The 16592-nt window shown below is 64.8% G+C and carries 19 protein-coding genes and 1 riboswitch; of the genes, 18 read left to right on the plus strand and 1 reads right to left on the minus strand.

What is annotated here, in order from left to right:
* Positions 1–148: 148 nt before the first annotated feature.
* The 17 genes from B6V76_RS01355 (at position 149) to B6V76_RS01435 (ending at position 15155) form a co-directional block, all read left to right on the plus strand.
* Entirely contained in the window at positions 149–889 is a 741-nt protein-coding gene (locus B6V76_RS01355; protein WP_306461393.1) for a hemolysin family protein, read from the plus strand.
* Positions 890–907: 18 nt separating this feature from the next.
* Positions 908–2473: an apolipoprotein N-acyltransferase gene (lnt, locus tag B6V76_RS01360; protein WP_088726473.1), complete on the plus strand. Its 1566-nt coding sequence runs from the start codon at positions 908–910 to the stop codon at positions 2471–2473.
* A 10-nt stretch (positions 2474–2483) separates the two neighbouring features.
* Positions 2484–2533, plus strand: a riboswitch (SAM-SAH riboswitch).
* 7 nt (positions 2534–2540) lie between these two features.
* A complete protein-coding gene (metK, locus tag B6V76_RS01365) occupies positions 2541–3707 on the plus strand; it encodes a methionine adenosyltransferase (RefSeq protein ID WP_088726474.1) in 1167 nt (388 codons plus the stop codon).
* A 210-nt stretch (positions 3708–3917) separates the two neighbouring features.
* The gene (locus B6V76_RS01370) at positions 3918–4364 is read left to right on the plus strand and encodes a DMT family transporter (RefSeq protein ID WP_088722852.1); all 447 of its coding nucleotides are present in this window, start codon (positions 3918–3920) and stop codon (positions 4362–4364) included.
* Positions 4365–4397: 33 nt separating this feature from the next.
* Positions 4398–5144, plus strand: coding sequence for a tRNA (guanine(46)-N(7))-methyltransferase TrmB (locus B6V76_RS01375; protein WP_088726475.1), 747 nt, complete (start codon positions 4398–4400; stop codon positions 5142–5144).
* A gap of 59 nt (positions 5145–5203) precedes the next feature.
* Positions 5204–6550, plus strand: a complete 1347-nt coding sequence (aroA, locus tag B6V76_RS01380; protein WP_088726476.1) for a 3-phosphoshikimate 1-carboxyvinyltransferase — start codon at positions 5204–5206, stop codon at positions 6548–6550.
* A gap of 48 nt (positions 6551–6598) precedes the next feature.
* A complete protein-coding gene (locus tag B6V76_RS01385) occupies positions 6599–7207 on the plus strand; it encodes a d(CMP) kinase (RefSeq protein ID WP_075774956.1) in 609 nt (202 codons plus the stop codon).
* 9 nt (positions 7208–7216) lie between these two features.
* Entirely contained in the window at positions 7217–7783 is a 567-nt protein-coding gene (locus B6V76_RS01390) for a hypothetical protein (protein WP_088722849.1), read from the plus strand.
* 96 nt (positions 7784–7879) lie between these two features.
* Positions 7880–8479 (plus strand): glutathione peroxidase, encoded by a 600-nt coding sequence (locus tag B6V76_RS01395; RefSeq protein ID WP_088726477.1) that lies wholly within the window; start codon positions 7880–7882, stop codon positions 8477–8479.
* 197 nt (positions 8480–8676) lie between these two features.
* Positions 8677–10356, plus strand: a complete 1680-nt coding sequence (gene rpsA / locus B6V76_RS01400; protein ID WP_075774954.1) for a 30S ribosomal protein S1 — start codon at positions 8677–8679, stop codon at positions 10354–10356.
* 302 nt (positions 10357–10658) lie between these two features.
* Positions 10659–10946: an integration host factor subunit beta gene (gene ihfB, locus B6V76_RS01405; protein ID WP_075774953.1), complete on the plus strand. Its 288-nt coding sequence runs from the start codon at positions 10659–10661 to the stop codon at positions 10944–10946.
* A 6-nt stretch (positions 10947–10952) separates the two neighbouring features.
* Entirely contained in the window at positions 10953–11309 is a 357-nt protein-coding gene (locus tag B6V76_RS01410) for a LapA family protein (RefSeq protein WP_240497095.1), read from the plus strand.
* Position 11310: 1 nt separating this feature from the next.
* Complete coding sequence (locus B6V76_RS01415; RefSeq protein WP_088722847.1) at positions 11311–11997, plus strand: phosphoribosylanthranilate isomerase; 687 nt, start codon at positions 11311–11313, stop codon at positions 11995–11997.
* A gap of 105 nt (positions 11998–12102) precedes the next feature.
* Positions 12103–13335, plus strand: a complete 1233-nt coding sequence (gene trpB, locus B6V76_RS01420) for a tryptophan synthase subunit beta (protein ID WP_088718523.1) — start codon at positions 12103–12105, stop codon at positions 13333–13335.
* A 138-nt stretch (positions 13336–13473) separates the two neighbouring features.
* Entirely contained in the window at positions 13474–13983 is a 510-nt protein-coding gene (locus B6V76_RS01425; RefSeq protein WP_075774950.1) for a PepSY domain-containing protein, read from the plus strand.
* 80 nt (positions 13984–14063) lie between these two features.
* Positions 14064–14567 carry a hypothetical protein gene (locus tag B6V76_RS01430; protein WP_088726478.1) on the plus strand — a complete coding sequence of 168 codons (504 nt, stop codon included), beginning with the start codon at positions 14064–14066 and terminating at the stop codon, positions 14565–14567.
* Between the two features lie 30 nt (positions 14568–14597).
* Positions 14598–15155 carry a hypothetical protein gene (locus tag B6V76_RS01435; protein ID WP_141104864.1) on the plus strand — a complete coding sequence of 186 codons (558 nt, stop codon included), beginning with the start codon at positions 14598–14600 and terminating at the stop codon, positions 15153–15155.
* Between the two features lie 4 nt (positions 15156–15159).
* Here B6V76_RS01435 and B6V76_RS01440 read toward each other — a convergent pair whose 3' ends face one another.
* A complete protein-coding gene (locus B6V76_RS01440; RefSeq protein WP_088726479.1) occupies positions 15160–16053 on the minus strand; it encodes a LysR family transcriptional regulator in 894 nt (297 codons plus the stop codon).
* Positions 16054–16180: 127 nt separating this feature from the next.
* Between B6V76_RS01440 and B6V76_RS01445 the strand changes: the two genes are divergently transcribed.
* Complete coding sequence (locus tag B6V76_RS01445) at positions 16181–16585, plus strand: DoxX family protein (RefSeq protein ID WP_088726480.1); 405 nt, start codon at positions 16181–16183, stop codon at positions 16583–16585.
* The last annotated feature ends 7 nt before the right edge of the window (positions 16586–16592 follow it).

Below are 16592 nucleotides of genomic sequence, written 5' to 3' on the forward strand. Positions count from 1 at the left end.
GGGACAGGTCGCCGACGGAGTTACCTCCGCCAATACCGGTAGTTCGGAAAACGCAGAACCCGGTCAGTCTTCGGAGCCCGCTTCGCGCGGGTTGCTCAGCCGCTTTTTCGGGCAACGCCCAATGGAAGAAGAGGCCCCACAGGTAGAAATGCCGCCCAAACCCGCGCCAGCGCCGCTGGGGCTGGGGAACCTGCGCAAGATGCGGGTGGGCGATGTCGCCATTCCCAAAGTCGAGATCGAGGCCGTTCCGGTCTCCATCACCCGCGACGAGCTGGTGGAGAAGTTCCGCCAGCACGGCTATTCGCGCCTGCCGGTCTTCAAGGAAACGCTGGATACGCCTCTGGGCCTCGTCCACCTGAAAGACCTGGCGCTGGAATACGGCTTCGGATCGGGCAATGGCCGGTTCTCGCTGCGCAAGCTGATCCGTCCGCTCCTTTACGTGCCGCCGTCGATGCCGATCGGCGTGCTCTTGCAGAAGATGCAGGTGCAGCGCACCCATATGGCGCTGGTGATCGACGAATATGGCGGGGTCGACGGTCTGCTCACGCTCGAAGACCTGATCGAACAGGTGATCGGCGAGATCGAGGACGAGCATGACGAGGCCGACGACGCTTATTGGCGCGAGGAAAAGCCCGGCCAATGGGTCGTGCAGGCCCGCGCGCCGGTCAACGAGTTCGAAGCTCAGATCGGGATGCGGCTCTCCGACGAGGAGGCCGATGACGAGATCGATTCGATGGGCGGTCTGGTCTTCATGCAGCTTGGCCGGGTGCCCGCGCGCGGCGAGGTCGTGGTGACCGAGAACGGCGTCGAATACGAGGTGGTCGATGCCGATCCGCGCCGGATCAAACGTCTGCGCGTACGTCTGCCGGGAGTGGCGCCCGCCGAGTAAGCGGGCTATGACGCGCCCATGATCGCGACCATCCGAGAGGGCTTTCGCGCACCGTTGCGCCCGCGCTGGCAGAGCTTGGCTCTGGCAGCGCTTTTCGGTGTTCTGTTCGCCGCCGGGCAGGCGCCGCTCGGTCTGTGGTGGATCGCGCTGCCCGCGCTGGCGGCTTCAGTCTGGTTCGCCTCCGCCGAACGCTGGCGCGCCTCCACGATCTGGATCGGGTTCGCCACCGGCTTCGGCTATGCGCTGGCCGCGATGTTCTGGATCGTCGAGCCCTTCATGGTCGAGGCCGATGTCTATGGCTGGATGGCGCCTTTCGCGCTGGTCCTGATGGCCGCAGGGATGGGCGCATTCTGGGCGATCGGATACGGGCTCGGGGCCTATGCGGGGCAGGGGCCGCGCTCGCGTGCGCTCGGGATCGCGCTTGGCATGGCGGCCTCGGATGCGCTGCGCTCTTACGTCTTCACCGGGTTTCCGTGGGTGCTGGTCGGCCATATCTGGATCGGCTCGCCCGTCGCGCAGGCGGCGGCCTTTGTCGGGCCGCTGGGGCTGAGCCTGATCACCCTGCTGATCGCGAGCGCACCCGCGATGACGCGCGGAATGCGGATGCCTGCCGCCCTCGGGATCGTGGGCGCGGCGCTGGTCGTGCTGGTCGGGCTTTGGCTCGGCGGGGTGGCGCGGCTCAACGCGCCGGTGGCGCCGAGGCCCGAGCCGATCACCCTGCGTCTGGTACAGCCCAATGCGCCGCAGAACCTGAAATGGCTGCCGCAATACCGGATGAAATTCTTCCAGCGCCTGCTGGACCTGACGAAGGCCGACCCCGCGCCCGGTCAGCCCAAGCCCGACCTGATCGTCTGGCCCGAGACGGCGGTGCCTTTCCTGCTCGACCATCCGCAGGGCGGGCTGGAGATGTCGACCGAGGCGGCGAATGGCATCCCGCTCGCGATGGGGGTGCAGCGCAGTGAAGGCAGCCGCTATTTCAACTCGCTCGCCGTCATCACCCCCGATGACCGGATCGAGGCGCTTTACGACAAATCCCATCTCGTGCCCTTCGGCGAATACATGCCCTTCGGCGATGCGCTGGCGAAAATCGGGATCACCGCCTTCGCCGCACAGGTCGGCAATGGCTATTCGTCCGGGGCGGGGGAGAAACTGCTCGATCTGGGCAAGCTCGGCCATGTCGCGCCGCTCATTTGCTACGAGGCGATCTTCCCGCAGGACCTGCGCGGCTTCCCGCAGCGGCCCGACTGGATCTTGCAGGTCACCAACGACGCGTGGTTCGGCACGCTCAGCGGGCCCTATCAGCATTTCGCGCAGGCGCGGCTCCGCGCGATCGAACAGGGCCTGCCGCTTGCGCGCGACGCCAATACCGGGGTCACTGCGATGATCGACGCCAAGGGGCGGATCACGGCGAGCCTCGGACTCGACCGGATGGGCAAGCTCGACGTGGCGCTGCCGCCAAGCCTGCCGCCGACGCTCTATTCCAAGCTGGGCGACGCACCGTTCATCTCGCTGATTGTTGCAGCGTTAGCGCTTCTTTCAATCTTTGCGCGTATTTCGATTGACCCGACCGGCAGGCGCTCCTAGCTAGAAAGCCGAACCACCCCAACGGCTTCCTGACGGGGTGGGGATATCAACAACGGAGCACCCTTTCATGGCACGCGCGAATTACGTCTTCACCTCCGAATCCGTTTCGGAGGGGCATCCCGATAAGGTCTGTGACCGGATTTCGGATGCCGTTCTCGATACTTTCCTGGCTGCAGAGCCCAACGCGCGGGTCGCCTGCGAAACATTCGCGACGACCAATCAGGTCGTGGTCGGTGGCGAGGTCGGTCTGGCCGATAAAACCAAGCTCGCCGAATATCTCGAAGGCATCGACAAGATCGTGCGCGATTGCGTCAAGGATATCGGCTACGAGCAGGACGAGTTCCACTGGGCGACGCTGAAAGTCGCGAACTTCCTGCACCCGCAATCCGCCCATATCTCTCAGGGCGTCGACAAGGACGGGGCCGGCGATCAGGGGATCATGTTCGGCTTCGCCGCCGACGAGACGCCCGAATTGATGCCCGCGCCGATCCATTATTCGCATGCGATCCTGCGCCGTCTGGCCGAAGCGCGCAAATCCGGCGCCGAGCCCGAGCTGCGCCCCGACGCGAAATCGCAGCTGTCTGTGCGCTACGAGAATGGCCGCCCCGTCGGCGTGAGCCAGATCGTGCTCTCGACCCAGCACGCCCACGAGCATCAGACCTCGGATGATATCCGCGCCATCGTCGAACCCTATATCCGCGAAACGCTGCCCGAAGGCTGGATCACCGACGAGACCGAATGGTGGGTGAACCCGACCGGCACTTTCGTGATCGGTGGGCCGGATGGCGATGCGGGCCTCACCGGGCGCAAGATCATCGTGGACACCTATGGCGGCTCGGCCCCGCATGGCGGCGGCGCGTTCTCGGGCAAGGACCCGACCAAGGTGGACCGTTCGGCGGCCTATGCGGCGCGCTATCTGGCGAAGAACGTGGTGGCGGCAGGCATGGCGCGCAAATGCGTGATTCAGGTGTCCTACGCGATCGGCGTGGCGAAACCGCTGTCGATCTATGTCGACACGTTCGGCACCGGCGAAGTGCCCGATGAGGTGATCGAAAATGCCGTGGCGCAGGTGATGGACCTGACGCCGAAAGGCATCCGCGAGACGCTCGATCTTTGCAAGCCGATCTACGAGCGCACCGCGGCCTATGGCCATTTCGGTCGCGCCCCGGAGGCCGATGGCGGCTTCTCCTGGGAGAAGACCGATCTGGTCGAGGCGCTGAAGAAAGCGGTCTGAGGCGAGAGCTTTCAGGAATTTGCGACGGGCAGGGGGAACCTCTGCCCGTTTGCTTTTGCGGGGATGGTGCTGAGCGGCGGGTGCGGCCTTGGGGCTGGTCGTCCAACGCGGTTCGTGCGCGCAGACGAGCAGACCGAACGCTTCGCGATCCAGCTTGCGCCTTCCGACCTTCCGCGTCACTCTCCGCCGCAAAACAACAGGAGACAGACCATGCCCGACGCCCTGCGCTATGCCGCCATCATGCTTGCCGCCGGGATCGGGATTCCGGTGCTGGCCGCGCTCAACGCCCAGCTTGGCGCGCGGATCGCATCGCCTGCGGTCGCGGCGGTCGTCCTGTTCTGCGTGGCGCTGTCGGGTGCGGTGATCGTGATGTTCTTCACCGTCGGTCCCGCGCCGCTCGCACGTCTGCCGGGGCAGCCTTGGTATCTGTTTCTCGCGGGGCTCCTCGTTGCCTTCTACGTGATCTCGATCACCTTCATCGCGCCGAAATTCGGGGTCGGCAATGCGGTGTTCTTCGTGCTGCTGGGCCAGATGATCGCCGCCGCCGCGATCGACCAGTTCGGACTGTTTGGCGCGTTGGTCCGGCCGATCACTCTGATGCGCGGGGCGGGGATCGGTTTCATGTGCTTGGGGCTGTTCCTCATTCAGAAGGCTTGAACCTTTGGAGAGACGCCGCTAGAGGCCCCTCTCATGAGCGAGAATGACACCCCCGAACAGCCCTGGCGCAACTTCTATGGTCGCCGTCACGGCAAGACGCTGAACAAGGCGCAGAAGGAATATCTGCGCGAGGACCTGCCGGGCCGTCTGCCCGGTCCCGTCGGTTGGGAGGAGAACCCCGACCGCGAGCCGCTCGACATGGAGATGCGGTTCAAGGGCAAGCCGGTCTGGCTCGAAGTGGGCTTCGGAGGGGGCGAACATCTCGCCCACATGGCGCAGACCTATCCGGACGTGGAATTCATCGGCTGCGAGCCTTTCGTCAATGGCGTGGCGATGCTTCTAGGTAAGCTGCGGCGCGAGAAAATACCGAATGTCTCGGTCCATCCCGGCGATGCGCGCGACCTGATGGATGTGCTGCCCGAGGGCTCGATCTCGAAGGCGTTTCTCCTCTATCCAGACCCGTGGCCGAAATCGAAGCACCATCGTCGGCGCTTCGTGACGCAGGAGCATCTCGAACCGCTGCACCGCGCGCTGAAACCGGGATCGGAATTCCGCGTGGCGACCGACATCCCCGACTATGTCCGCCAGACGGTCGAAGAAGTCCCGCAGGCCGGATTCGAGCCGCTGTTCGAGGTGCCCGCCGCCTTCGATTTCGACGATCCGCAGCCGGTTTCCGGCGATTGGGATACACCGTGGGCGGACTGGCTCTCGACGCGCTACGAACAGAAAGCGCTGCGTGAGGGCCGCAAGCCGCATTACCTGACCTATCGGCGGATCTGAGCCCTTCCGCCTCCCGCCAGATCGCGCTAACAGGGGCGCGTTGAAATTAGGGAGGCATCATGTCCGGCCACGGCACACCGATCAAAATGACCTCGCACGCCTGCGGTCCCCTCAAGGGCACGGCGGAGGTTCCCGGCGACAAGTCGATCAGCCATCGCGCGCTGATCCTCGGCGCGCTCTCGGTGGGCGAGACGAAGATCACCGGCCTGCTCGAAGGCGAAGACGTGCTCGACACGGCCAAGGCGATGCGCGCCTTCGGCGCCGAGGTCACGCAGCACGGTCCCGGCAGCTGGTCGGTGCATGGCGTTGGCGTGGGCGGCTTCGCCGAGCCTGAGGATGTCATCGATTGCGGCAATTCCGGCACCGGCGTGCGCCTGATCATGGGCGCGATGGCGACCTCGCCGATCGTGGCGACCTTCACCGGCGACGGGTCTTTGCGCAAACGCCCGATGGGCCGCGTCACCGATCCGATCCGTCTGTTCGGCGCGCAAGCTTTCGGGCGTCATGGCGGTCGTCTGCCGATGACCATACTCGGCGCGCCGAGCCCGGCGCCCGTGCGCTATGCGACGCCGATGGCCTCTGCGCAGGTGAAATCGGCGGTGCTGCTGGCGGGGCTGAACGCGCCGGGTCAGACCGTCGTGATCGAGAAGACCCCGACCCGCGATCATACCGAGCGGATGCTGCGCGGCTTCGGCGCCGAGATCACCACCGAAGTGACCGATCAGGGCCATGTGATCACGTTGCAGGGCCAGCCTGAGTTGAAGGCTCAGGAGGTCGCCGTGCCGCGCGATCCGTCTTCGGCGGCCTTCCCGGTCTGCGCTGCGCTGATCGTGCCGGGCTCGGAGATCGTGGTGCCGGGCGTCAGCCAGAACCCAACCCGCAACGGGATCTTCATCACGTTGCGCGAGATGGGCGCGGACCTGACCTTCGAGAACGAGCGCGAAGAGGGCGGCGAGCCGGTGGCCGATCTGCGCGTGCGCTATTCCAAGCTGCACGGGATCGACGTGCCCGCCGAGCGCGCCTCCTCCCAGATCGACGAATATCCCGTTCTTTCGGTCGTCGCAGCCTTTGCCGAAGGCGTGACGCGCATGCCCGGCGTGCATGAGCTGCGCGTGAAGGAAAGCGACCGGATCGACGCGATGGCGCGCGGGCTGGAAGCCAACGGCGTCAAGATCGAGGAAGACGAGGATACGCTGATCGTGCATGGCTGCGGCCCCGAAGGCGTTCCGGGCGGCGGCACCGCGGTGACCCATCTCGACCACCGGATCGCAATGAGCTTCATGGTACTGGGCATGGCTGCGCAGAAGCCGGTCTCGGTCGATGACGGCTCGCCCATTGCAACCTCCTTCCCGATCTTCGAAGATTTGATGGCGCAGCTGGGTGCGGAGATCGTCCGCGAAAGCTGAGCCGGGCAGGGCGGCTGTCCGCGTCGCTGTGAGAAGAAAGGACCGTTCATGCGCTTTACCGTCGCCATCGATGGCCCCGCCGCGGCTGGCAAGGGCACGATCAGCCGCGCCGTGGCCGAGCAGTTTGGGCTGGCGCATCTCGATACCGGTGCACTCTATCGCGCGGTCGGCATGAAATCCGAGACCGAGGGGCTGGAGCCCATCGCCGCGGCCAAGGCGCTCCGCCCCGAGGATCTGGAGCGCGACGATCTGCGCACGATGGAAGCGGGGCAGGCGGCCTCGATCGTCGCCGCGATCCCCGAGGTGCGCGCGGCTCTGGTGGCGTTTCAGCGCGATTTCGCGGCGCGAGAGGGCGGTGCGGTGCTCGACGGGCGCGACATCGGCACGGTGATCTGCCCGCAGGCCGAGGTGAAACTGTTCGTCACCGCCTCGCCGGAGGTGCGCGCGCATCGGCGCTGGCTCGAGCTCGGCGGCGATGAGGCCGACGTGCTCGAACAGGTGCGCGAGCGCGACGCTCGCGACATGGGCCGCGCCGACAGCCCGCTGCGCCCGGCCGTGGATGCGCTCGTGATCGACACGTCGGACCTCAGCATCGAAGAGGCGGTCGCCCGCGCCGCCGATCAGATCGAGGCCCGCCGCGCGGGCGATCTGGACTAGGGGGCGGCGATGCTGCGCTGGGGGCTCCTCTTGCTGGTTCTAGCCTCTCAGGCGACCGCCGAGGAGCGCCCGCAGGGCCTGTTATGGAGCGAGACGGACCTGCCGCGCACCATGCCGTTGCAGATCAAATCCGCCCCGGATCGCGATCTCTACATCGTGCTGCGCGATGCCATGACCGGGCAGGACGTGATGGGGGCCTATGCGCAGGGTGGGGAGTTCTTTCGCCTTTTGGTGCCGCCGGGCCGGTTCGAGCTGCAGGTGGCGCTTGGGCCTGCCGGGGATTGGAAAGGCGGTGCGACGCTCTTCGGTCCCGACACCGAGCGCTTGCGCCTCGATCCGCCGCTCGATTTCGGCGTCACGGGCTTCGCGCGAAAGGGCGGGCATCTGGTCGATCTGAGCGATCTGGGGGCGATAGCGCAGAAAAGCCTCGGAATTTGCCAGCGCCTCGCGCTCGATTTCGACAGCGTGACCACCGCACCGGAAGCGGTGCGCCCTGGCGTAAAGCCCCGTGATCCCATGGAAATACCGGAATTCCCGGTGCCGAAATATCGCCGCGTCGATCGCATTTGCGATTGAGGAAAAGAAACATCCGAAATATATAATCACGAAATGGTGAACCTTTTCCCGCCTCGCTGCGTTAGCGGTACGTGGAAACTACATGAGGAAGGTCCGATGCGCTTGCCCCTGGCTTTGGCCTGCATCTGTCTTGGCGCCGCGTCCCTGACCGCTCCGGCGTGGGCCGACAGTCCGCTTCCCGAACCGCTCCGGGTCAAGGCGCACTCCGCGACGCCGGTGCCGGGCGATCTGTCCTTCGATCTGGTCGAAGGCGGAAAAGTGTCGCTCTCCGATTTTCGTGGCAAGGTCGTGCTCGTGGTCAATACCGCATCCAAATGCGGCTTCGCGCCCCAGTTCACCGAGTTGCAGAAACTGTCCGAGACCTACGGACGCGACGGGCTGGTCGTTCTGACCGTGCCGTCGAACGATTTCCATCAGGAACTCTCCACCGCGCAGGAGGCCAAGCGCTATTGCGCGTTGACCTTCGGGGCCGAGTTGCCGATGGCGCAGCTGGCCAAGGTGAAGGGGCCGCAGGCGCATCCGTTCTACCGCTACATGCATGACACCGAGGGGTTCGAGCCGAGCTGGAACTTCAACAAGGTGCTGCTGGGCCGCGACGGATCGGTGATCGCGACCTATCCCGCCAGCGCGGCCCCGCTTTCGTCGTGGATGCTGGGCGACGTCAAGGCCGCTCTCGCCAGTGCGAGCCACGGTTGAGCGAGAGGCCGCCACGGCCTGCTCAGGACGCAATAAATGCTTGCGATAATGGTTGATCGCGCCTATATCGGCGCGGTCTGAGGCAGGTCGGGACTCACCCGGCCTGTGCGCTATTGCAGCACGGACATTCCAACGAAAGACCGGCGGAGCCAACCGCAAGGCCAGAAAACCGAAGATGAAAAGGAAAATCTGAACGCATGTCGCAAAATGCAACCATGGACGAATTCGAAGCCCTTCTGAACGAGAGCCTCGAAATCGACACCCCGAACGAAGGTTCGGTTGTTAAAGGCAAGGTCATCGCCATCGAGGCGGGCCAGGCCATCATCGATGTCGGCTACAAAATGGAAGGCCGCGTCGAACTGAAAGAATTCGCCAACCCCGGCGAGGCTCCGCAGATCGAAGTCGGCGACGAAGTCGAAGTGTATCTCGACCGTGTCGAGAACGCCCGCGGCGAAGCCGTGATCTCGCGTGAGAAAGCCCGCCGCGAAGAGGCATGGGATCGTCTCGAAGCGGCTTACGCCAAGGAAGAGCGCGTCGAAGGCGCCATCTTCGGTCGCGTCAAAGGCGGCTTCACCGTCGATCTGGGCGGCGCTGTCGCGTTCCTGCCCGGCTCGCAAGTTGACGTGCGCCCGGTGCGTGACGCTGGCCCGCTCATGGGTCTCAAGCAGCCGTTCCAAATCCTCAAGATGGACCGTCGTCGTGGCAACATCGTTGTCTCGCGTCGTGCGATCCTCGAAGAGAGCCGCGCCGAACAGCGCGCCGAAGTCATCGCCAACCTCTCCGAAGGTCAGGTCGTCGATGGTGTGGTCAAGAACATCACCGAATACGGTGCGTTCGTTGATCTGGGCGGCGTCGACGGTCTGCTGCACGTCACCGACATGGCATGGCGCCGCGTGAACCACCCGTCCGAGATCCTGTCGATCGGCGAGACCGTCAAGGTCCAGGTCGTCAAGATCAACAAGGAAACCCACCGCATCTCGCTCGGCATGAAGCAGCTGCAGTCGGATCCGTGGGACTCGGTGGAATCGAAGTACGCTCTGGGTTCGGTGCATACCGGCCGCGTGACCAACATTACCGACTACGGCGCGTTCGTCGAGCTGGAGCCGGGTGTCGAAGGTCTCGTGCACGTGTCCGAGATGTCCTGGACCAAGAAGAACGTCCACCCCGGCAAGATCGTCTCGACGAGCCAGGAAGTCGACGTCATGGTCCTCGAGATCGACACCGCGAAGCGCCGCGTCTCGCTGGGTCTCAAGCAGACCATGCGCAACCCGTGGGAAGTCTTCGCAGAGACCCACCCGGTCGGCACCGTCATCGAAGGCGAAGTCAAGAACATCACCGAGTTCGGTCTGTTCGTTGGCCTCGAGAACGACATCGACGGTATGGTTCACCTCTCGGACCTCAGCTGGGAACAGCGTGGCGAGGATGCGATCCAGGACTACCGCAAAGGCGACATGGTCAAGGCCGCTGTCACCGAAGTGGACACCGACAAGGAGCGTATCTCGCTCTCGATCAAGGCGCTCGACGCCGACACGTTCTCGGATGCCGTTGACGGCGTGAAGCGTGGTTCGATCGTGACCGTGACCGTGACCGCGATCGAAGACGGTGGCGTCGAGGTGGAATACAACGGCATGAAGTCGTTCATCCGCCGTTCGGACCTCGCCCGCGATCGCGCCGACCAGCGCCCCGAGCGCTTCCAGGTTGGCGATCACGTCGATGTCCGCGTGACCAACGTCGACTCCAAGACCCGCAAGCTGGGTGTGTCGATCAAGGCGCGCGAGATCGCTGAAGAGAAAGAAGCCGTGGAACAGTACGGCTCGTCGGACTCGGGTGCGTCGCTGGGCGACATCCTGGGCGCCGCGCTCAAGGGCGACAAGTAAGAGATCGGACCGCTCGGTCCATCCGGAGGCCCCGCCGTTTGGCGGGGCCTTTTTCGTTCCTGCAAAGGCTTGGCGATGTGCAACAGCGATTCGCGCACAGGGTGACGCGTGGGCGGGCGATCGGCCGATTTTCTGCGATTGCGAAGGCGGTTCTATCGGCGGCAGACCGCTAGGGGCTCGATTTTACGTGGATTTTCCGGGTCTTTGCTGTTCCGCGCTGACCCGATTGGTCCTATAATTGCACTCTGACGCATGTGAGAGCCGGGAGCTCACCCGGCCAAGCCCGTGGGGGAGATAACAAGATGATCCGCTCTGAGTTGATCACGAAGATTGCCGAGGAGAATCCGCATCTTTACCAGCGGGATGTCGAGAAGATCGTGAATACGATCTTCGACGAGATCACCGAGGCGCTCGCCTCGGGCGACCGCGTCGAGCTGCGCGGCTTCGGGGCTTTTTCCGTCAAGAAGCGCGACGCGCGCACCGGTCGGAACCCGCGCACCGGCGAAGCGGTTGAGGTCGAGGAAAAACATGTACCCTTCTTCAAGACCGGTAAGCTGCTGCGCGACCGGCTGAACGGGAAAGAGGAATAAGAGCTAATGATTCGAGCGCTTCGGCTGCTGTTTCTCGGCCTGCTCGCCGTGGTCCTGATCGGACTGGCGCTGGCCAATCGTCAAATCGTCACGCTGCGGGTGCTGCCGCTCGAGGCGGGCAGCTTCCTTGGCTGGGACTGGGCTGTTCAGGTGCCGCTGTTCCTCGTGATCCTCGCGGGCGTTCTGATCGGCCTGCTGATCGGTTTCGTCTGGGAATGGGCGCGCGAGGCGCGTCTGCGCCGCGATGCCCGCCAGTCGAACCGCAAGGCCCGCAAGCTCGAGGCGGAGGTTCAAACCCTGCGCCACGACAAGACCGGCCCGAAGGACGACGTGCTGGCGCTGCTCGACCAGCCCTCGCGCTGAGATGCCGACCGTCGCCATAGACCGCAACGCGCAGGGTCTCGCCCGGGTCAAGATCTGCGGGCTGCGCAAGGCCGAGGATATCGCCGCCGCCGTCGAGGCGGGTGCGCGCTATGTTGGGTTCGTTTTCTTCCCGAAATCCCCGCGTCATCTGGAGATCGCCGAGGCGCGCGAGTTGGCGCAGGAGGTGGAACCCGGCATCGCCAAGGTTGGCCTGGTTGTGAACCCGAGCGACGAGCTTCTCACCGAGATCACGGAGGCCGTGCCGCTTGACATGATCCAGCTTCACGGCTCCGAGACGCCTGAGCGGGTATCTGAGATCCGCGCCAAGTTCGGTCTGCCCGTAATGAAGGCGGTGGGCGTCGCGGATGCGGCCGATCTGCCGAAGATCGCGGACTATGAGGCGGTGGCCGACCAGATCCTGCTCGATGCCAAGCCGCCGAAAGAGGCGGAGCTTCCGGGCGGTAACGGGCTTTCCTTCGACTGGCGGCTGATCGCCGGGCGCAAATGGGAAAAACCGTGGATGCTGGCCGGAGGGCTGACGCCCGAAAACGTGGCCGAAGCGATCCTGCTGACCGGCGCGCGGCAGGTCGATGTCTCTTCCGGCGTGGAAAGCGCGCCGGGCGTGAAAGACCCCGAGAAAATCCGCGCCTTCGTCCACGCCGCGCGTCAGGGGGCCGACGGGGCGTAGCCGGGCCCGGCGCAATCGAGTATTTTTGGTCTGAGGCCGGGGCAGGGATTTATCTTGCCCCGCTTTGACGCTAGACCCGTCGTCACGAAAAGCGCGAGGTGAGCCATGGCTGACGATCTGATCAATTCCTTCATGAATGTGCCCGACGAGAATGGGCGGTTCGGCATTTTCGGTGGCCGCTTCGTGTCCGAGACGCTGATGCCGCTGATCCTCGCGCTCGAAGAGGAATACGAGAAGGCCAAGACCGATCCCGATTTCTGGGCGGAAATGGACGATCTGTGGAAGCACTATGTCGGCCGTCCGTCGCCGCTGTATTTCGCGCCCCGCATCACCGAAGAGCTGGGCGGCGCGAAGGTCTATCTCAAGCGCGACGAGCTGAATCACACCGGCGCGCATAAGATCAACAACGTGCTGGGGCAGATCCTGCTGGCACGGCGCATGGGCAAAACCCGGATCATCGCCGAGACCGGCGCGGGCCAGCATGGCGTGGCGACCGCGACGGTCTGCGCGAAATTCGGCCTCAAATGCGTGGTTTATATGGGGGCGACCGATGTCGAGCGTCAGGCGCCCAACGTCTTCCGGATGCGCCTGCTGGGCGCCGAGGTCGTGCCCGTCAAATCGGGCCGCGGCACGCTGAAAGACGCGATGAACGATGCGCTGCGCGACTGGGTGACCAATGTGCGCGACACGTTCTACTGCATCGGCACGGTGGCCGGTCCGCACCCCTATCCGGCGATGGTCCGCGATTTTCAGTCGATCATCGGCAAGGAAGTGCGCTGGCAGCTTGAAGAGCAGGAAGGCGAGGGCCGTCTGCCCGACACCGTGATCGCGGCGATCGGCGGTGGCTCGAACGCGATGGGCCTGTTCTACCCGTTCCTCGACGACAAATCCGTGCGCATCATCGGCGTCGAAGCCGGCGGTCACGGCGTCGACGAGAAGATGGAGCATTGCGCCTCGCTCACCGGCGGGCGTCCGGGCGTGTTGCATGGCAACCGGACCTATCTGCTGCAGGACGAGGACGGGCAGATCCTCGAAGGGCATTCGATCTCGGCCGGGCTCGACTATCCGGGAATCGGGCCGGAGCATAGCTGGCTGCACGACACCGGGCGCGCCGAATACGTGAACATCACCGACAAGGAGGCGCTGGAGGCGTTCCAGTTCTCCTGCCGTCTCGAAGGGATCATCCCCGCGCTCGAGCCCTCGCACGCGCTGGCCCATGTGATGAAGATCGCTCCCGATCTGCCCAAGGACCATATCATCGTGATGAACATGTGCGGGCGCGGCGATAAGGACATTTTCGCCGTCGCGAAGCATCTCGGCTTCGATATGCAGGCATAAACTCAGGTTTATGTCCTGCAACGGCAGGCCGAATGTGCTGACATAACCCAATTGTCAATGGACCGGCGGGCCCTGTCCGCCGACCCTCTCCCCCGACGTCGCAGCCCGCGGCGCAATTCCCATCGGAGGAGAGAGACGATGAAGATGAAATCTACCCTCGCCGTACTCGCGGCATTCGCGGTCTCAGCGCATATGGCGCAGGCTGAAGTGTCCACGGACGGCATCGCCGCCGATCTTCAGGCCAATGGCTTCACCAGCATCGAGATCAAGGTCGGTCCGACCCAGGTCAAGGCCGAGGGCTACAACCCCGACGGCACCAAGATCGAAGTGGTCTATGACCGCGAGACCGGCAAGATCCAGAAACAGGAAACCTACCGGACGCGCGCGGGCGAGGACATGACGCAGGGCGTCAGCGTCCGTCAGCAGTCGGAAGATTTCTACGACGGCAGCGAAGACGACCATAACGGTAGCGACGATCAGGGCATGGATGACAGCAGCGACGGCGATCACACCATGTCGGATTCCGATCACGGTTCGGACGACCACGGCTCGGACGATGGCGGCTCGGATGACAGCGGTTCCGACGACGGCGGCTCGCATGACAGCGGGTCGGATGACGGCGGCTCGCATGACAGCAACGACGATTGATCCGAACGGACTTGCCCGGCGCTCCCTGCGCCGGGCATAATCCCCGCAAGAGCCGCGTATCCGCGCGGGAGGAGGAGCCGATGAGATTGCGCAGAGACTTGGCGATAGCCGCGTTGATCGGCGCGTTGAGCGTGCCTTTCGCGCCCGGCCTCGCCCGTGCCGAGAGCGCCAGTGAGGCGGTCACCCGACAGCTCGAAGATTACGGCTATCATGGCATCGACGTACAGCGGACCCTGTTGGGCCGCGTGCGCATCACCGGCACCCGGGCAGGTGTCGAGCGCGAGATCGTCCTCGATCCGCGCAGCGGCGAGATCCTGCGCGATCTGTCACGCTCCAGCCGCAGGCCGATCCTGAACGACACGCCATTGGGCGGGAACGGATCGAGCTCCTATGCCGGACAGGGCGCCACATCCGGACGAGACGGCTCCGACGACGGGTCGGACGATGGCGGCAGCGACTCGGATAGCGGATCCGACAGCGGGTCCAGCGCCGGCAGCGACGATGGCGGAAGCCACGACAGCGGCAGCGACGATGGCGGGGGCAGCGATAGCAGCGATAGCGGCGGAGACAGTGCGGATGATTGACGCCCCGCAGCGGTCGACGGGAGCGGCGCTATGACGTCGCGGCTGCGCCGGGCGGTGCTTGTGGGGGCGATCCTGCTCTTTCAGGCTGTCTGCGCGCTGTTCTTCATCTCCGACATCCTGCTGTCGATCTTCGGTCTCTACCCGGCGCCGATCAGTTGGCAGAACCGCGAATTCCTCGAAATCGGCGCCGCGCTCGGCCTCGTTCTGGGCCTCGCGCTCGGGGCGTTCGCTCTGGCGGGGGCACTACGCGAGGGGGCGCGGGCGCAGGCGCGCCTGGACCGGGCGACCTCGGCCTTCGAAGACCTTCTGGAAGAACGCTTCTCGGACTGGGGCCTCACGGCGGCAGAGCGCGACGTCGCGCTGTTCGCGATCAAGGGGCTCAGCACGGCGGAAATCGCGGCCCTTCGCGGGACCTCCGAAGGCACCGCCAAGGCGCAGAGCGCGGCAATCTACCGCAAAGCCGGGGTGAACGGACGCGGCGCGCTTCTGAGCCTTTTCGTCGAGGACATAATGGACCAGCGCGCCCAAGGCGCACAGCGGTCCGAGACGTCGGCCACGCGCGGCGTGACGGCGACGGTCAAGGGCTGAGCGCTCAGGCCCGGAAGGGGCGCGTATCCTCGTAGGCGAACTCGATCAACGCGCGCAGCTTGCGCGGCAGCCGCGGCCCGTCGAGATAGACCGCGTGAATCGGGATGCGCAGCAGCATCTCCTCCGGAAAGAGCGAGACCAGCCGCCCCGCTGCGATTTCGGGGCCCAGCACGAAGTCCGGCCCATAGGCGATGCCGTGGCCCGCCAGCGCCAGCTCGCAGGCCGCGCGGGCGCTGTTGACGCGGATTTGCGCGGGAACGGGCAGGGTGGTGATCTCGCCGCTCTCACGATGCCGCCAATGCGGGATCGCGCTGTGATTGCTGTCATGGATGCAGCGGTAATCGGTCAGATCGGCGATCTTCGCAGGACGGCCCACCCGTTCGAGATAGGCCGGAGAGGCCACGACGCGCATCCCGATCTCGCCCAGCTTGCGCGCCCGCAGAGCCTGATCGCGCAGCTGCCCGATCCGGAAAGCGAGGTCGATCCCCTCGGCGGCCAGATCGGTCGGTGCATCCGAGAGCGTCAGATCGATCACCAGATCGGGGTGCGGTGCGGCGAAGCGCGCGAGCATCTCGGCCAGATAGACCTCCCCGAAAGTGACCGGCGCGGAGATCCGCAGCGCGCCGGAAAAACCCCGCGACTGTTCGGACACCGCGCCCAAGAGATCGTCGAGCCCGTCGAGCACGCCCGGCGCATCGGCCAGCAGCCGTTCGCCCGCAGGGGTCAGCCCGATCCGCCGCGTCGTGCGCTGCAACAGCCGCGTGCCAAGGCGGTCCTCCAGCTCGGCCACGTATTTCGAGGCGAGCCGATTGGAGATGCCCAGTTGCTCCGCCCCCGCGGTGAAAGAGCCGGCGCGGGCGGTCGCGACGAAGGCGCGGAGCTGTTCGGTGATATCCATCGCTATTCAGAACAAAATGGTAAAAGTCATTCCAGATAATATCCATTTTATTCACTAACGGAACGACTAATTTCCTCGCTGTAACGCGAACACACCGCGCACAGAGTGCGGTTGCAGGAGATAGACCATGATCGACACCAAACTCGCCCCCTACGGCATCCTCGTTTTGCGCCTTCTGACCGGGGCGCTGTTTCTCACCCACGGCCTGACGAAGCTTTTCGTTTTCACTCCGGCCGGCACGATGGGTTTCTTTGAATCGCTGGGTTTGCCCGGCTGGCTCGGCATCGTGACGATGACGGCGGAAATCCTCGGCGGTATCGCCTTGCTCACCGGCATCTATGCGCGGATCGTCTCTTTCGGGCTCGGGTTCATCCTGCTCGGCGCGGCCTTCACGGCGCACTGGGGCAACGGCTTCGGATTCTCGAACCAAGGCGGCGGCTGGGAATATCCGGTGATGTGGGCCATCGTGCAATTCACGCTCGCTGCTCTGGGTGACGGCGCCTATGCGCTGCGCCCTTTGAGCCGGAAATGACAGGAGG

Origin of the sequence: Thioclava sp. IC9 (assembly GCF_002213225.1) — a bacterium.
In the GTDB taxonomy this organism is placed as follows: Bacteria; Pseudomonadota; Alphaproteobacteria; order Rhodobacterales; family Rhodobacteraceae; genus Thioclava; species Thioclava nitratireducens.

Coding starts and splice junctions, on each gene's coding strand:
- B6V76_RS01355 (WP_306461393.1), top strand. CDS start 149: ATGCCGCCCAAACCCGCGCCAGCGCCGCTGGGGCTGGGGAACCTGCGC.
- lnt (WP_088726473.1), top strand. CDS start 908: ATGATCGCGACCATCCGAGAGGGCTTTCGCGCACCGTTGCGCCCGCGC.
- metK (WP_088726474.1), top strand. CDS start 2,541: ATGGCACGCGCGAATTACGTCTTCACCTCCGAATCCGTTTCGGAGGGG.
- B6V76_RS01370 (WP_088722852.1), top strand. CDS start 3,918: ATGCCCGACGCCCTGCGCTATGCCGCCATCATGCTTGCCGCCGGGATC.
- B6V76_RS01375 (WP_088726475.1), top strand. CDS start 4,398: ATGAGCGAGAATGACACCCCCGAACAGCCCTGGCGCAACTTCTATGGT.
- aroA (WP_088726476.1), top strand. CDS start 5,204: ATGTCCGGCCACGGCACACCGATCAAAATGACCTCGCACGCCTGCGGT.
- B6V76_RS01385 (WP_075774956.1), top strand. CDS start 6,599: ATGCGCTTTACCGTCGCCATCGATGGCCCCGCCGCGGCTGGCAAGGGC.
- B6V76_RS01390 (WP_088722849.1), top strand. CDS start 7,217: ATGCTGCGCTGGGGGCTCCTCTTGCTGGTTCTAGCCTCTCAGGCGACC.
- B6V76_RS01395 (WP_088726477.1), top strand. CDS start 7,880: ATGCGCTTGCCCCTGGCTTTGGCCTGCATCTGTCTTGGCGCCGCGTCC.
- rpsA (WP_075774954.1), top strand. CDS start 8,677: ATGTCGCAAAATGCAACCATGGACGAATTCGAAGCCCTTCTGAACGAG.
- ihfB (WP_075774953.1), top strand. CDS start 10,659: ATGATCCGCTCTGAGTTGATCACGAAGATTGCCGAGGAGAATCCGCAT.
- B6V76_RS01410 (WP_240497095.1), top strand. CDS start 10,953: ATGATTCGAGCGCTTCGGCTGCTGTTTCTCGGCCTGCTCGCCGTGGTC.
- B6V76_RS01415 (WP_088722847.1), top strand. CDS start 11,311: ATGCCGACCGTCGCCATAGACCGCAACGCGCAGGGTCTCGCCCGGGTC.
- trpB (WP_088718523.1), top strand. CDS start 12,103: ATGGCTGACGATCTGATCAATTCCTTCATGAATGTGCCCGACGAGAAT.
- B6V76_RS01425 (WP_075774950.1), top strand. CDS start 13,474: ATGAAGATGAAATCTACCCTCGCCGTACTCGCGGCATTCGCGGTCTCA.
- B6V76_RS01430 (WP_088726478.1), top strand. CDS start 14,064: ATGAGATTGCGCAGAGACTTGGCGATAGCCGCGTTGATCGGCGCGTTG.
- B6V76_RS01435 (WP_141104864.1), top strand. CDS start 14,598: ATGACGTCGCGGCTGCGCCGGGCGGTGCTTGTGGGGGCGATCCTGCTC.
- B6V76_RS01440 (WP_088726479.1), bottom strand. CDS start 16,053: ATGGATATCACCGAACAGCTCCGCGCCTTCGTCGCGACCGCCCGCGCC.
- B6V76_RS01445 (WP_088726480.1), top strand. CDS start 16,181: ATGATCGACACCAAACTCGCCCCCTACGGCATCCTCGTTTTGCGCCTT.